This is a genomic window from Streptomyces sp. NBC_01476 (genome assembly GCF_036227265.1).
Taxonomy (GTDB): Bacteria; Actinomycetota; Actinomycetes; order Streptomycetales; family Streptomycetaceae; genus Actinacidiphila.
In genome coordinates, this window is sequence record NZ_CP109446.1 from 5,095,269 (window position 1) to 5,110,457 (window position 15,189).

The window sequence follows — 15,189 nt, forward strand, 5'->3', positions numbered from 1 at the left end:
GGGTGTCCGATAGGCCCGATACCTTTTCGTAATGTTTTGCCGAAGGGGCCATATCGTCACGGAGCGTGCTGCCGGGGCTACGCCGGTGGCGTGGCCGGGGGAGCGGCCGGGGGAGCCGGTGGCGTGGCCGGGGGAGCGGCCGGTGGCGTGGCCGGGGGAGCGGCCGGGGGTGCGCCGGGCCCCGGCGAGCGGCTCCTGCCGAACCGGGGAAGAGTGTCGGTGCGGGCGCCTAGACTCGGTAGGCGATGAGCAGCCTCTTTGACGACAATTTCCTGGCCGGTCTCGAAGCCGCCCACGGCCCCGCCGACGCCGCGGCCCCCGAGCCGCCGGAGCCGGACGACGGGCCCGGCGCCGAGGACGTACCGCACGACCTGTTCGGCGACCGTTTCGACGGGCCGCCGCCGCGTGACGCCCACTACCGCGACGGCGCCGCCCGCCCCGCCACCGACCCCGCGCAGCTGCTCGAAGGGCTCAATGAGCAGCAGCGCGCCGCGGTCGAGCACGCCGGCGGACCCCTGCTCATCGTGGCCGGCGCCGGCTCCGGCAAGACCCGGGTGCTCACCCACCGGATCGCCTATCTGCTCGGCGCCCGGCACGTCCACCCCGGCGCGATCCTGGCGATCACCTTCACCAACAAGGCCGCCGGCGAGATGAAGGAGCGCGTCGAGCAGCTGGTCGGCCCGCGCGCCAACGCCATGTGGGTCTCCACCTTCCACAGCGCGTGCGTCCGCATCCTGCGCCGCGAGTCCAAGGTGCTCGGCTTCACCTCGTCCTTCTCGATCTACGACGCCGCCGACTCCAAGCGGCTGATGGCGCTCGTCTGCCGGGATCTGGACCTGGACCCCAAGCAGTTCCCGCCGAAGTCGTTCAGCGCCAAGATCTCCAACCTCAAGAACGAGCTGATCGACGAGGAGACCTTCGCCGGACAGGCGGAGAACCCCTTCGAGAAGAAGCTCGCCGAGGCGTACGCGATGTACCAGGCCCGGCTGCGCGAGGCCAACGCGCTGGACTTCGACGACATCATCATGACCACGGTCAACCTGCTCCAGGCGTTCCCGGACGTCGCCGAGCACTACCGGCGGCGCTTCCGCCATGTCCTGGTGGACGAGTACCAGGACACCAACCACGCCCAGTACACCCTCGTCCGCGAGCTGGTCGGCACCGGTGACGAGGCCGCCGAGCTGTGCGTGGTCGGTGACGCGGACCAGTCGATCTACGCCTTCCGCGGCGCGACCATCCGCAACATCCTCCAGTTCGAGGAGGACTACCCGCAGGCCCGCACCATCCTGCTGGAACAGAACTACCGCTCCACCCAGACCATCCTCTCGGCCGCCAACGCCGTCATCGAGCGCAACGCGAGCCGCCGGGCGAAGAACCTGTGGACCGAGTCGGGTGACGGCCCGGTCATCGTCGGCTACGTCGCCGACCAGGAGCACGACGAGGCGCAGTACATCGCCGACGAGATCGACCGGCTCACCGACGCCGGCGACGCCCGTCCCGGTGACGTCGCGGTCTTCTACCGCACCAACGCGCAGTCCCGTGTCTTCGAAGAGGTCTTCATCCGGGTCGGCCTGCCGTACAAGGTCGTCGGCGGCGTCCGCTTCTACGAGCGCCGCGAGGTCCGGGACGTCCTGGCGTACCTGCGGGTGCTCGCCAACCCCGAGGACGCCGTTCCGCTGCGCCGGATCCTCAACGTGCCCAAGCGCGGCATCGGCGACCGCGCCGAAGCGATGATCGACGCCCTCGCGCTGCGCGAGCGCATCTCCTTCCCGCAGGCGCTGCGCCGGGTGGACGACGCGTACGGCATGGCGGCGCGCTCGGCGAACGCGGTGAAGCGGTTCAACACGCTGATGGACGAGCTGCGGACGATCGTGGAGTCCGGCGCCGGGCCCGCCGTCGTCCTGGAAGCGGTGCTCGAACGCACGGGGTATCTCGCCGAACTGCAGGCGTCCACCGACCCGCAGGACGAGACCCGCGTCGAGAACCTGCAGGAACTCGCCGCCGTCGCGCTGGAGTTCGAGCAGGAGCGGGCGGAGGACGAGCCCGGCACGCTGGCCGAGTTCCTGGAACGGGTGGCGCTGGTCGCCGACTCCGACCAGATCCCGGACGACGACGCCGAATCCGGCGGCGTCATCACGCTGATGACCCTGCACACCGCCAAGGGCCTTGAGTTCCCTGTGGTGTTCCTCACCGGCATGGAGGACGGCGTCTTCCCGCACATGCGGGCGCTGGGGCAGGTCAAGGAGTTGGAGGAGGAGCGGCGCCTGGCGTACGTGGGCATCACCCGCGCCCGCGAACGGCTCTATCTGACCCGCGCGATGATGCGCAGCGCGTGGGGGCAGCCCTCGTACAACCCGCCTTCGCGGTTCCTTGAGGAGATTCCGGCGAGCCTGATCGAGTGGAAGCGGACGGGTTCGTCGGCGGGGGCCTCGGCCGGCGGAGCGGGCCCGAGCGCCGGCTCGAAGGCGGCGGCGTCGCTCTCCTCCACGCTGTCCGCCCGCGGCAGCGCCACCAGCGGCTTCGCCACCCGCCGCGCCTCGGGCAACCGCCCCGTCGTCTCCCTCGCGGTCGGCGACCGCGTCACCCACGACCAGTTCGGCCTCGGCACGGTCATCGCGGTCACCGGCCGCCCCGGCGACGAAAAAGCGACGATCGACTTCGGCGACGACCGCCCCAAACAACTCCTCCTCCGCTACGCCCCCGTCCAAAAGCTCTAGCCCCCGAAGGGGCGCTGGGGGTCCCCCCGGACGAAGTCTGGGGGCGGAACTGCGCGAGCAACCCCCCACCGGCGGACGTGTGGCGGCGGACGGATTCGGGCCCCGAAGGGGCGCGGGGAACTGCGCGACAAGCCACGACGGCGCAGCGCCGAGTCACCAGCAGGACGGGGCAGGACCGCCTGGGGCGCGAGCCCACGGCACAGGCACCGCCCGCGCCCACCGCCGGAGGCACCCGCTCAGCCCAGTGCAACGCTCAGCGTGGGTCCAACCCATGCGCCAGAAGCCACGGCAGCGGGTCAATAGGAGACCCCCCACCCGGCCGGACCTCGAAGTGCAGGTGCGGCCCGGTCGTATTGCCCGTGTTGCCCGAGTACGCGATGACGTCACCCGCCTTCACCTTGCCGGAACGGATCTTCGTACTGCTCAAGTGGCAGTACCACGTCTCCGTCCCGTCGGCCGCGGTCACGATCGCCATGTTGCCGTAGGAGCTGTTCCACTGCGTGCGGACCGTGCCGTCCGTCGCGGCCATCACCGGCGTGCCGACCTGCACCGGGAAGTCGATCCCGGTGTGCAGCGCCATCCAGTTGACGCCCGCCTGCCCGAAGTACGCGCTCAGCCCCTTCTGCTTCACCGGCAGCAGGAACTTCGGCCGCAGCGCCTCCTTGCGGGCGGCGGCCGCCGCGGCGGCCTTCTTCGCCGCCGCCTGACGGTCCTTGAGGTCGATCCGCTCCTGCGTCCTGCTGGCGCGGTCCGCGAAGTCGCTCGCGTCCCGGCTGACTCCGGCGAGCTGCCGGTCGAGCTGCGTGGTGGGCACGTTGGCCGCGGTGTCCTGACTCTGGCCGTCCGCCTGGGCCTTGGGAGCGTCCTGGGCCATGCCGACCCCGGCCACCGCCGCCGCACCGACCGCGGCCACCCCCATCACCGCGACCGACGGCACCGCCACACTGAGCAGCGCCGAACGCTTCGCCGGCTTGCGGCGCCTGCTGCGGGCGGCCGGCTCGTCAGGTCCGAAACCCTCGTCGCCGTCGGCCGCGTAGTCGTGCCGCTCCGGCTCCGCGTCGGCACCGACCGATGCGAACTCGGCGGTGAACAGGTCCACGTCCTCGACGAGTTGGTCCGCCAGCTCGCGGACGGGCGACGGCTCGGCGTCCGGTGCGTAGTCGCTGCCGGGCGCGGCCGGGGCCGGCTCCTCGTGGAGCGAGGCGTATCCGTAGGCGGTCGGCACCTGCTCGTAGACGCCGGTGTCGCCGCTGGAGTCGTAGCCGTAGCCGTACCCGTAAGCGGGGTAGGCGCCGGAGTCCCAGTCGGTCTGCGGGTACGACTGCGCCGACTCCGCCGGCTGCGCGGTGGGTTGGGCCGGCTGCTGGTTCGGCTGCGTCTGCTGCTCGGGCTGCCAGAGCGCGCTGGTGTCGTACGACCCCGTGTCGTAGTACGTGGCCGCGCCGGCCGGCGCGGTCGCCGTGGCGTCGCCGTACGCGTAGGGGTCGTAGGCGGCGTACGTGCCCGTCTGGTCGTAGCCGGCGTCGTAACTCCCGTACCCGTACCCGTAGGTCGTCTGGGTCTGGGTCTGGTCGTACGTCTGGTACTGCTGCTCGGGCGGGACCGGAGAGCCGGGCTGCTGCGGGATGTACCCGTAGGTGCCCGTCGCGTCTTCGGCGAATGCGGTGCCGACGGTCTGGTAGGCGCCGGTGGAATAAGCGTCGTACCCGTAAGCGTCGTAGTTGTCGGGGGAGTACCCCGACAGGGGACTTTCGGTCACCGCCAACTTCTCTTTCGCCTCGGCAGCAGGAGAATTAGCGGCGACTGTAGCTGCCCGTACGGGGGCGCCACAATCTCCCGCCGAAACCTGGCGCCCGGCTTGCCCGGTGTTCGGTTGATATTCGACCGTTATGGATCCGTTAGGCGGCGTCCGCCGCGTGCCGCATCGGGCCCGCTTTGGAGAGCACCTCCCGCACCTCAGCGGCCACTGAGCCGTGCACCGGCAGCGACAGATGTCCGATTCCGCGCACCTGGATGTTCTCGGTGCGCAGATCGGGGTGTTCGATACGCGCCGCCTCCACCGGGATCATCAGCTGGTCGAGGTCGCTCCAGAAGGCGACGAACCGGGTCCGGCAGCCCTTCGCCGGTGCGGCCAGCTCGGTCAGCACCTCGGAACCCGGCCGCATCTGCCGGGCCAGCGGGTGCGGGGCCAGCGCCGGGATCGCCTTGGTGCCGGTGTGCGGGGTGCCCAGTGTGATCAGGGTCCGCACCCGGGCGTCACCGCCGAGTCGCTGCACGTAGTAACGGGCGACCAGGCCGCCGAGGCTGTGCGCCACGATGTCGACCCGCCGGTGGCCCGACTGTTCGCAAATCTGTTCGATATGAGGCCCGAGGGCCTCGGCGGCGGTGCGGATGTCGCTGGTCAGCGGGGAGTAGTTGAGGGCCTGGACCCGGGTCCAGCCGTTGCGCAGCAGTGAGCGGCGCAGCAGGGCGAAGGCGGAGCGGTTGTCCACGAAGCCGTGCAGCAGCAGCACCGGGGGGTGGGCCCTGCCCTTGGGCAGCGCCTTCGGCGGGCTCTCCCGGGTGTCCTCGTCGTGCTCGTCGTGCCCGTCGTGCCCGTCGCGCTCGTTGTGCTCGTCCGCCGGGGCGGGCGAGCCGGGGACGCGCTCGGGCAGGATCCCGGTCGGGTAGAGCAGCAGGTGGCCGGCGAGAACGGCAAGGTCAATGGCGGTCACCCGGGCCAGGTCGGCGCCGTGGTGCCAGAGGCCCTGATGGCCGGGCTCGTCACCCGGCCGGCCTTGATTGCCGGGATCTGCTCCCGGATCGGCCTCGGACGGCTTGACGGTCATGGCCCACCTCCCGTGGCGGGCCGCAGGTCGTCATCGATCCTGCGGCGCCTTCAGCGGGAGCCGGAGGGGAGGCCGCACCGCCGCGCCCTGCGGCTGCGGGCGCGGTGGCGCGGCGTCCTGTCGGCGGCTCCTTGAGAAGCTCTGGACGTCCGGGCGTGTCCCTCGTCCGGATCGTCCTGGCTGTTCCGTTCTGTCCCATCTCTCAGTATGTGATTTCCCCCTCCGATGCGCTGGTAAAACTGTCGGCTCCCCGTTACGGGCGATAACGTTCGTTCACACCGTGGTACGCCCCTTGGCGCCGCGGTCCCCAGCCCGTGAGCCGTATGCCTTGGAGGCAGTGATGGGAGTGTCCGGACCGATCCGCGTGGTGGTCGCCAAGCCGGGGCTCGACGGCCACGATCGCGGGGCCAAGGTCATCGCGAGGGCGCTGCGGGACGCCGGCATGGAGGTCATCTACACCGGCCTGCACCAGACGCCCGAACAGGTGGTCGACACCGCGATCCAGGAGGACGCCGATGTGATCGGCCTGTCCATCCTCTCGGGGGCGCACATGACGCTCTTCGCCAAGGTGCTGGAGCTGCTCAAGGAGCGCGACGCGGCCGACATCAAGGTCTTCGGCGGCGGCATCATCCCGGAGGCCGACATCCCGCCGCTCAAGGCGCTCGGGGTGGCCGCGATCTTCACACCTGGCACGACGACCGGTGCCGTGGTCGACTGGGTGAACGAGAACATCCACCAGACCGCGGCGTGAGCCGCGTGGCGGTTTGAGCGGATGGCGGTTTGAGCGGGTGGGTGGGACCGCTCGCGTGGTCCGACCGCCTGAACAGGCGGGGGCGGCTGAGTTCCCTGAGATGGCGCCGCACTCTGTCACCGGCGGACGGGGGCTGTTGGTGCCGTGCCCGGACCACCGGCCGGAGCCGCACGCGTTGGGCTGATGGGGGCGGTTTGAGCTGCCCGGGGGTCTGCGCGGCGTGAAAGGGCTGGGCTGCTGCCTGGCCACGCGTCGCGCAAGCGGACCGGGTCGCCGGGGTGGCGGGGATTCGGCCGGTCGGCGGGTGCCCGGCTCGTCATGGCGCGGCTCCTTCCGGGGTGCGCGTTCCCGGGATGCCGCGCAGCTCCGCCAGCATCACCGCCCGCAGCCGCAAGGTGCCGGTGAGCCGCTGGAACGCCTCCGACCAGTAGACCGCCGCTCCGGGCGCGCCGTCCGGCAACTCCTCCGCGGCGGCGCTGAGCACCGCGACCTGTTCGGCCGCGCCCGGGTCGAGGCAGCGCTCGGCCAGGCCCATCACGCCGCTGAAACTCCACGGGTAACTCCCCGCGTCCCGCGCGATGTCGAGCGCGTCCACCACCGCCCGGCCCAGCTCCGGCGCCCACGGCACAGCGCACACCCCGAGCATCTGGAACGCCTCCGACAGGCCGTGCGCCTCGATGAAGTCGGCGACCCACGCGGCGCGTTCGGCCTTCGGCAGGATGGACAGCAGCTTCGCCGGGTCACCGACCGCCACGACCGGGGCGGTGGGCGCGGGCGGCGGACCCAGCAGCGCCCGGGCCCAGTCGGCGTCCCGCTGCCGGACCGCGGCCCGGCACCAGGCCGCGTGCAGATCGGGCTGCCACTCGTCCAGCACCGGCAGGGCGACGATCTCCTGCGGGGTGCGGCCACCGAGCCGGGCCGGCCACGTCGCCAACGGTGCCGCGTCCACCAACTGCCCGAGCCACCAGGCTCTTTCACCCCGTCCGCTCGGCGGCTTGGGCGCCACCCCGTCCCGTTCCATCGCCGGATCGCATGCGTACGGCGCTTCCACCGTGATGCTGTCGCCGGACAGCGACACGCAGCTGCGGGCCCGGGCCGCCATCCGCCCGGCCAGCGCGGAACCCGGCAGCGCGGAGAGCAACTCCGCGGCCGTCGCCCGGACGTTGCGGCTGCGGTCGGCGAGGGCTTCCTCCAGGAAGGGCTCGTCCGCGGCGGACAGGCCGGTACGCAGCGAGTCGAGGAACATCAGCCTGTCCTCGGCGCGTTCGCCGCGCCAGGTGGCGGCGAGCAGGGCGAGCGCGGCGGCCGGGTCGGTGAGACGCAGCCGGGTCAGCAGCGCCACCCGCTCGGCGAACAGCCCTTCCTCCCATAGGCGCCGCGTCTCCTGGGCGTTCTCCGGATCGCCGGTCGCCGCCCCTGGATGGCCGGCGCGCAGCGCGAACTTCCAGTCCGGATTCAGCGCGGCCAGCCACAGTCCGCGCGGTCCGGCCAGCGCGAGGGCGTCGGGCCGCAGGTCGGTCCTGGCCCTGGCCGCGTCGAGCAGCGCGGGGAGCAGGGCCGGCGGGGCCCGATACCCCTCCTTCCGCGCCACCGAGAGCCACTGCGGCAGCAGTTCGGCCAGATTCGGGGCGGCGCCCCGCCGTCCCCGGCCGCCGTCCCCTGTCCGGTCCGCCAGCAGTTGCGCCAGGCGGCTGCGGGCCGCTTCCGGCAGCCCGGGGCGCCGGTCCTCCGGGGCGGGCGCGGGGCGCTCGCCGGCGGATCCGGGCAGTGCACCGGCCCGCCGCCGCAGCACTCCGCCCGCCGCGGCGTCCAGCAGCCCGGCGGCTGCCTCCTCCGCGTCGCCGACCACGCCCGCCGGGCGCCGCCGCTCCGTCCCCAGCAGGGCGCTGCCCACCAGGTCGTCCCAGGTGATGTCCATGGTCTCCGTTCTCCCCCTCATGTCTCCCCCTCGTGATGTGGTGCGCTCACCGCGGCCGGTCCGCGCCGTCCTGTCTCCCGCCGCGCGCGTGCGCGGGCCGGGTCGCCCCCCGCCCGGACGGGCTCAGACGGCTATGGGCTCGGGCGCGTCCGGGGGCCAGGCGGCCAGCGGGCGCAGGCCGGACGGGCCGAGTTCGGCGAAGACCGTGAGGGGGTGGCCGCCGGAGAGGGCGGCCAGCCGCCAGGGGGCCGGGGTGGTGATGGGCAGGGCGTCGTCGGTGGACGCGTCGGCCAGCTGCCACCGGTCCGGTCCGGGCAGCGGAACGACGTCGGAGAGCAGGACCGGCCAGTTGTCGAGCCAGGGGTCGTCGGCGACAGCCGTGCCGTACGAGGCGAGCGCCGGGCCGATCGCCGTCCCGCGCGGGGCGGTGTCCGGACGGGCCGTCAGGGCCCGGTGCGGGCCGAGAGCCGCACGCAGGGGAAGGGCGGAAGGGTGATAGGCCAGCTCCGCCTCGATCAACGCGCCGACCGGCAAGGTGAGTTCGGGTGCCCGGCCGGCCGCGCCGAAGGAGAGCAGCAGCGCGAACCGGGCCGCCCCCTCGTCGTACAGCCAGATCCGGCGGGTGGTCAGCCGCTCGTCCGCCGAGTCGTACTGAGCCAGGACCAGCCACTCGCCGCGCACGGTCGGACCCGCCAGCAGCTCCGCGGAGTCGACGGTGAAGCCGATTCTGGCCCGCACCGTCTCGGCGAGCGGACCCGGCAGCCCCTCACGGCCGAGGAAACCGCGGGCCAGCAGATGCAGCAGCGCCGTCTCCTCCAGCATGCGCGACGGCCAGTCGCCCCCGGTGGCCGGCACCGAACCCAACTCCCGCACCCGCAGGGCCAGACCGGGTGCCTGCGCGTCCACCATGCGGGCCGCGATCTCGTCCCACTGCTGATAACTGCCGCGGTCCGCCCCGGCGAGCCCACCGCGCAGCAGATCCGTCAGCCGCTGCTCCAACTCCGCGGCGCCGCCCTCCACCCGCACCGCCCGGCGGTCGGCCCGTTTCCTGGCCGCGTCCGGATCGGCGGGACCGGCCGCCCTCGCCGGCGCCGCCTGCGCCTCCTGCGTCTTCTTCCGCCGTGCGGACGTCCACTGCTCCACCCAGTCCGGCTCCGCGGCGGCGGCGACCGGCCCGTCCGCGCCCTCCGCCCAGAGCAGCAGCAGCCCCAGCGCGTGCTTGCAGGGGAACTTCCGGCTCGGGCACGTGCAGCGGAACGCCGGACCGTGCACGTCCACCGCCGTCTGGTACGGCTTGCTGCCGCTGCCCTTGCACAGCCCCCACACCGCTGTCCCCGCCGTCCCCGCGCCGGTCCACGGCGCGGGCGTGGCAAGCCGCGCGCCCGCCTTGCGTGATGCGGCGTCAGGTGCGAGCGCGAGCACCTGATCCGCTGTCCACCGTGCTTCCGTCTCCATGCCATCGACGGTAGGACCCACCACTGACAATCACTCTGACCTGCCGAAATAGCGCTGGGTGACCGATTGTCAGTGGTCGGGTGCAAGGTGGAGAGCAGCACGGACCGAGGGGGTCCGGCATCGCGAGTGGGGGGAAGTCCATGACCGGAACGACGGCCGCACCGGCCGAGCAGGCACTGCGTCCGCACGCCGAGGAAGCCTTCGCGGACGAGCTCGCCGCGCTGGCCGCGGCGGACGACCGGCCGCGCCCGGCCCGCTGGAACCTGTCGCCGTGGGCGGTGGCCACGTATCTGCTCGGCGGCGCGCTCCCGGACGGCACCGTGATCACTCCGAAGTACGTCGGCCCGCGCCGCATCGTGGAGGTCGCGGTCACCACGCTGGCCACCGACCGGGCGCTGCTGCTGCTCGGCGTGCCCGGCACCGCCAAGACCTGGGTCTCCGAGCACCTGGCCGCGGCGATCAGCGGCGACTCGACCCTGCTGGTGCAGGGCACGGCCGGCACCCCGGAGGAGGCGATCCGGTACGGGTGGAACTACGCGCAGCTGCTCACCAACGGACCGAGCCGGGCCGCGCTCGTGCACAGCCCGGTCATGCGGGCGATGGCGGAGGGGCGGATCGCGCGCGTGGAGGAGCTGACGCGCATCCCGGCCGACGTGCAGGACTCGCTGATCACCATCCTGTCCGAGAAGACGCTGCCGATACCGGAGTTGGGCACCGAGACCCAGGCGGTGCGCGGCTTCAACCTGATCGCGACCGCCAACGACCGCGACCGCGGGGTGAACGACCTGTCGAGCGCGCTGCGCCGCCGCTTCAACACGGTGGTGCTGCCGCTGCCCGCCACCGCGCAGGACGAGGTGGACATCGTCTCCCGCCGGGTCGACCAGCTCGGCCATGGCCTCGACCTGCCCGCGGCGCCGCGCGGCGCCGACGAGATCCGCCGGGTCGTCACCGTCTTCCGCGAACTGCGCTCCGGCACCACGGAGGACGGCCGCACCAAGCTCAAGTCGCCGTCGGGCACGCTCTCCACCGCCGAGGCGATCTCGGTCGTCACCAACGGCCTGGCGCTGGCCGCCCACTTCGGGGACGGCGTGCTGCGCGCGGGCGATGTGGCGGCCGGCATCCTCGGCGCGGTGGTCCGCGACCCGGCCGCGGACCGCCTCATCTGGCAGGAGTATCTGGAGACGGTCGTCCGCGAGCGGGACGGCTGGAAGGACTTCTACCGCGCCTGCCGCGAGGTGTCCGTATGAGCACGCCCACGACGGAGGAAGCGGCCGGCCTGGTGCTGCTCGGGGTGCGGCACCACGGCCCCGGCTCGGCGCGGGCGGTCGGCGCGGCCCTGGAGGCGTACCGGCCGGAGGTGGTGCTGATCGAGGGGCCGCCGGAGGCCGACGCGCTGACCGCGCTCGCCGCCGACCCCGCGATGCGGCCGCCGGTGGCCCTGCTCGCCCATGTGACGGACGATCCGGCGCGGGCCGGCTTCTGGCCGTTCGCGGAGTTCTCGCCGGAGTGGGTGGCGATGCGGTGGGCGGCGAAGGCCGGGGTCGAGGTGCGGTTCATCGATCTGCCGGCCGCCAACACCCTGGCCATGCGCGCGGTCGCGGAGGAGGCGGACGCACCGGGCGGCCCGGACGAAGCGGACGCGCCGGGCGAGGCGGAGGAGGCGGACGAGCCGGACGAGGCCGCGGCGGCGGTTCGGGTGGACCCGCTGGCCGTGCTCGCCGAAACCGCTGGGTACGACGACCCGGAGCGGTGGTGGGAGGACGCCGTCGAGCACCAGGGGGAGGACGCCGACGCGCTGGCACCGTTCGAAGCGCTCGCCGAGGCGATGGCCGCGATCCGGGAGAGGTACGGGGACGGCGGGCACAGCCAGGACCCGTTGCGGGAGGCCCATATGCGGCTGCGCATGAGGGAGGCCCGGCGGGCGCACGGGCGGACCGCGGTGGTGTGCGGGGCCTGGCACGTGCCCGCGCTCGGGGTGAGGACGACGGCCGCAGCCGACCGGCAGCTGCTCAAGGGGCTGCCGAAGGCGAAGGTCGAGACGACCTGGGTGCCGTGGACCCACCGGCGGCTGGCGCGGGCCAGCGGTTATGGGGCGGGGATCGATTCGCCGGGCTGGTACGGGCACCTGTTCGCCGCGCCGGACCGACCGGTCACCCGGTGGATGACGAAGGTCGCCGGGCTGCTCCGGGAGGAGGACTTCCCGGTGTCCTCGGCGCACGTCATCGAGGCGGTCCGGCTGGCCGACACCCTCGCGGTGATGCGCGGCCGTCCGCTGGCCGGGCTCGGTGAGACCACCGACGCCGTCAGGGCCGTGATGTGCGACGGCTCGGACGTACCGCTGGCGCTGATCCAGGACCGGCTCGTCGTCGGGGACGTGCTGGGCGAAGTGCCGCCGGAAGCACCCGCGGTGCCGCTCGCCCGGGATCTGGCCCGCGAGCAGCGCAGGCTGCGGCTGAAGCCGGAGGCGCTGGAGCGCGAACTGGAGCTCGACCTGCGCAAGGACACCGATGCCGCGCGCAGCCGGCTGCTGCACCGGCTGCGGCTGCTCGGCATCGACTGGGGCGAGCCGGCCGCGGGCCGCGACGGAAAGGGCACGTTCCGGGAGACCTGGCGGCTGCGCTGGGAGCCGGAGCTGGCGATCCGGGTCGCCGAGGCAGGCATCTGGGGCACCACGGTGGAAGCGGCGGCCACCGCCCGCGCCGAGGACCAGGCCGTCCACGCGTCTGCGCTCGCCGAGGTCACGGCGGTCGCCGAGCGGTGCCTGCTGGCCGCGCTCTCCGACGCGCTGCCGATCGTCATGCGGGTGCTCGCCGACCGCGCCGCCCTCGACGCGGACGTCTCCCACCTCGCCGCGGCTCTTCCCGCGCTGGTCCGCGCGGTCCGTTACGGCGATGTCCGCGGTACCGACTCCGCAGCCCTCGCCCGCGTCGCCGAGGGCCTGGCCCGCCGTATCTGCGTCGGCTTCCCCCCGGCCTGCGTCGGCCTCGACGCGGACGGTGCGGCGGCCCTGCGCACCCACCTGGACGCGGTCCACCGCGCGATAGCCCTCCTCCCGCCTCCGCCCCGGCCTGCGGATGCCGGCCCGGTGGTGGGTGACCCGTCACTCGTGGCCGGCCGGTCGGCCGGGGCAGGCGGCGCCGGGCGCCCCGAGGCGGTGCCGATCGCTGACGAGGACGGGCCTTCGGCCGCCGGCGCGCTGGCGGGTGGCCCCTCGCCCGTGGCCGGGCAGCCGGCCGGGGCAGGCGCGGCTGGCGCGGGGGGCACGGTCGCGGCTTCTGTTCCCGGGGATGCCCGTGGGGCGGTGGACCCGGGGGGTGCCACCGGAGGGCAGCCGGATGATCTGCGGGAGCGGTGGGCCGGGATGCTGCGGGCGCTGGCGGAGCGGGACGGGGCGATACCCGGGCTGTTGCGGGGCGCCGCCGCGCGGCTGCTGCTGGACGACGGGCGGCTCGCGGCGGAGGAGGTGGCGCGGCTGATGGGGCTGGCGCTGTCGCCGGGGACCGGACCGCTGGAGGCGGCCGGCTGGGTCGAGGGGTTCCTGGCCGGCGGCGGGATGCTGCTGGTGCACGACGAACGGCTCCTCGGGCTGGTGGACGGCTGGCTCGCGGGGGTGCCGGGGGAGGCGTTCACGGACGTACTGCCGTTGCTGCGGCGGACGTTCGCGGAGTTCGAGCCCGGCGTGCGGCGGTCGGTCGGCGAGCTGGTGCGGCGCGGTCCGACCGCGGCCGGCCGGCGCCGGGACACCACCGCGGAAGCGGGCCTGCCCGGCTTCGGCGCCGGCATCGACCAGCCCCGCGCGCGAGCCGCGCTGCGTACGGTCCGGCTGCTGCTCGGCGCCACCACGACCAGCGACCTGAGCGATCTCGACCTGGATCCCGACGCTCCCGACCTTGATCCCGACCTTGATCGGGACCTGGATCGCGGTCCGCATCCCGGTCCGCATCCCGGCCCGTACCCCGGCCGTGACCGGATCTCCGGACCCGGCCGCGCAGTACGCGACCCGGCCCACCCGGCCCACCCGGCCCACCACTTGGGGGAGCGCCACGATGCCTGAGAGCACACCCACCGCACCCACACCCGCACCCGGACCCACGACCCCCGTACGTGCTGACGCCGACGAGCGCCTGCGCCGCTGGCGGCTGGTCCTCGGCGGCGGCCCCGCCGACGGCACCGGGTGCGAACTCGCGGGCAGGGACGCGGCGATGGACCGCACCCTCACCGCGGTCTACGGAGGTGGCGGCGGTGCCGGCGGCTCACGCGGCAGCGAGCGCTCGGCCGGCCTCGGCGGCTCCGCCCCGCAGGTCGCCCGCTGGCTCGGCGACATCCGCACGTACTTCCCCAGTTCCGTCGTCCAGGTCATGCAGCGCGACGCCATCGACCGGCTCGGCCTGTCCGCGCTGCTGCTGGAGCCGGAGATGCTGGAGGCGGTCGAGGCCGACGTCCACCTCGTCGGCACCCTGCTGTCGCTCAACAAGGCGATGCCCGAGACCACCAAGGAGACCGCGCGGGCCGTGGTCCGCAAGGTGGTGGACGACCTGGAGAAGCGCCTCGCCACGAAGACGCGGGCCACCCTGACCGGCGCCCTGGACCGTTCCGCGAAGGTCAACCGCCCGCGCCACCGCGACATCGACTGGAACCGCACCATCCACGCCAACCTCAAGCACTACCTGCCCGAGCACGGCACGATCGTGCCCGAGCGGCTGATCGGCTACGGCCGGGCCGACCGCGCGGTGAAGAAGGACGTCGTGCTCTGCATCGACCAGTCGGGCTCGATGGCCGCCTCGGTCGTCTACGCCTCCGTCTTCGGCGCCGTGCTCGCCTCGATGCGGTCCATCGCCACCAAGCTGGTCGTCTTCGACACCGCCGTGGTGGACCTCACCGAGCAGCTGGACGACCCGGTCGACGTGCTGTTCGGCACCCAGCTCGGCGGCGGCACCGACATCAACCGCGCACTGGCCTACTGCCAGTCGCTCATCACCCGCCCGGCGGACACCGTGGTCGTCCTGATCAGCGACCTCTACGAGGGCGGGATCCGCGACGAGATGCTCAAGCGGGTGGCCGCGATGAAGGCGTCCGGCGTGCAGTTCGTGGCACTGCTCGCGCTGTCCGACGAGGGTGCGCCGGCGTACGACCATGAGCACGCCGCCGCGCTCGCCGCCCTCGACGCTCCCGCCTTCGCCTGCACGCCCGACCTCTTTCCCGAGGTGATGGCCGCCGCGATAGAAAAGCGCCCGCTGCCGGTGCCCGAGAAGTGAGCCGCCGCTGTGACCGTTCTCACCGCGCACATGTGAGCTGCGATTTAGGCCCCCACCGTGCGCGGCGATAACCTGCAATGCGGACATGCCGCGTACTCGGTCACCGTGTGCGCTTCCCTGTGACAGTGCAGTCGCCCTGCCCGTAGCGGCACGCCCAGGCAGATCAGTCACATTTCGAGTCGGACCCGTGCAGGCAGCGCCGTACTTCGGGCGGCAGCAGCCGGCGCGACACCGCATTCTCGGGAAATCCAGGGAAAAGGGAGAC

General features: G+C 73.4%; 9 protein-coding genes. 5 read left to right on the forward strand and 4 right to left on the reverse strand.

Going from position 1 to position 15,189, the window contains the following annotated elements; all coding sequences use genetic code 11:
* Positions 1 to 245 precede the first annotated feature (245 nt).
* Positions 246 to 2,717, forward strand: a complete 2,472-nt coding sequence (gene pcrA, locus OG552_RS22340) for a DNA helicase PcrA (RefSeq protein WP_329135631.1) — start codon at positions 246 to 248, stop codon at positions 2,715 to 2,717.
* Between the two features lie 253 nt (positions 2,718 to 2,970).
* Here the strand turns inward: pcrA and OG552_RS22345 are convergent, their stop codons facing one another.
* Complete coding sequence (locus tag OG552_RS22345) at positions 2,971 to 4,476, reverse strand: M23 family metallopeptidase (protein ID WP_329135632.1); 1,506 nt, start codon at positions 4,474 to 4,476, stop codon at positions 2,971 to 2,973.
* 139 nt (positions 4,477 to 4,615) lie between these two features.
* Positions 4,616 to 5,545: a lipase family alpha/beta hydrolase gene (locus OG552_RS22350; protein WP_329135634.1), complete on the reverse strand. Its 930-nt coding sequence runs from the start codon at positions 5,543 to 5,545 to the stop codon at positions 4,616 to 4,618.
* A 340-nt stretch (positions 5,546 to 5,885) separates the two neighbouring features.
* Here OG552_RS22350 and OG552_RS22355 point away from each other — a divergent pair, with 340 nt between their 5' ends.
* A complete protein-coding gene (locus OG552_RS22355; protein WP_329135636.1) occupies positions 5,886 to 6,296 on the forward strand; it encodes a cobalamin B12-binding domain-containing protein in 411 nt (136 codons plus the stop codon).
* A gap of 316 nt (positions 6,297 to 6,612) precedes the next feature.
* On the opposite strand, the gene OG552_RS22360 is transcribed toward OG552_RS22355, so the two are convergent.
* A complete protein-coding gene (locus tag OG552_RS22360; RefSeq protein ID WP_329135638.1) occupies positions 6,613 to 8,235 on the reverse strand; it encodes a DUF5691 domain-containing protein in 1,623 nt (540 codons plus the stop codon).
* A 102-nt stretch (positions 8,236 to 8,337) separates the two neighbouring features.
* On the reverse strand, positions 8,338 to 9,669 hold the full coding sequence (locus OG552_RS22365; RefSeq protein ID WP_329135640.1) for an SWIM zinc finger family protein: 1,332 nt from the start codon (positions 9,667 to 9,669) through the stop codon (positions 8,338 to 8,340).
* A 140-nt stretch (positions 9,670 to 9,809) separates the two neighbouring features.
* On the opposite strand from OG552_RS22365, the gene OG552_RS22370 reads away from it, so the two are divergent.
* From OG552_RS22370 to OG552_RS22380, 3 genes are read left to right on the forward strand one after another with little or no spacing between them, the layout of a single operon-like run.
* Positions 9,810 to 10,916 carry an ATP-binding protein gene (locus tag OG552_RS22370; protein ID WP_329135642.1) on the forward strand — a complete coding sequence of 369 codons (1,107 nt, stop codon included), beginning with the start codon at positions 9,810 to 9,812 and terminating at the stop codon, positions 10,914 to 10,916.
* Positions 10,913 to 13,723, forward strand: a complete 2,811-nt coding sequence (locus OG552_RS22375) for a DUF5682 family protein (protein ID WP_329135644.1) — start codon at positions 10,913 to 10,915, stop codon at positions 13,721 to 13,723. The genes OG552_RS22370 and OG552_RS22375 overlap by 4 nt, the downstream gene beginning before the upstream one ends.
* A complete protein-coding gene (locus OG552_RS22380) occupies positions 13,716 to 14,924 on the forward strand; it encodes a VWA domain-containing protein (protein ID WP_329135645.1) in 1,209 nt (402 codons plus the stop codon). The genes OG552_RS22375 and OG552_RS22380 overlap by 8 nt, the downstream gene beginning before the upstream one ends.
* Positions 14,925 to 15,189 lie beyond the last annotated feature (265 nt).

Bases quoted from the DNA above. Each gene is read 5' to 3' on its own strand.
- pcrA (WP_329135631.1), top strand. From the start codon at position 246: ATGAGCAGCCTCTTTGACGACAATTTCCTGGCCGGTCTCGAAGCCGCC.
- OG552_RS22350 (WP_329135634.1), bottom strand. From the start codon at position 5,545: ATGACCGTCAAGCCGTCCGAGGCCGATCCGGGAGCAGATCCCGGCAAT.
- OG552_RS22355 (WP_329135636.1), top strand. From the start codon at position 5,886: ATGGGAGTGTCCGGACCGATCCGCGTGGTGGTCGCCAAGCCGGGGCTC.
- OG552_RS22360 (WP_329135638.1), bottom strand. From the start codon at position 8,235: ATGAGGGGGAGAACGGAGACCATGGACATCACCTGGGACGACCTGGTG.
- OG552_RS22365 (WP_329135640.1), bottom strand. From the start codon at position 9,669: ATGGAGACGGAAGCACGGTGGACAGCGGATCAGGTGCTCGCGCTCGCA.
- OG552_RS22370 (WP_329135642.1), top strand. From the start codon at position 9,810: ATGACCGGAACGACGGCCGCACCGGCCGAGCAGGCACTGCGTCCGCAC.
- OG552_RS22375 (WP_329135644.1), top strand. From the start codon at position 10,913: ATGAGCACGCCCACGACGGAGGAAGCGGCCGGCCTGGTGCTGCTCGGG.
- OG552_RS22380 (WP_329135645.1), top strand. From the start codon at position 13,716: ATGCCTGAGAGCACACCCACCGCACCCACACCCGCACCCGGACCCACG.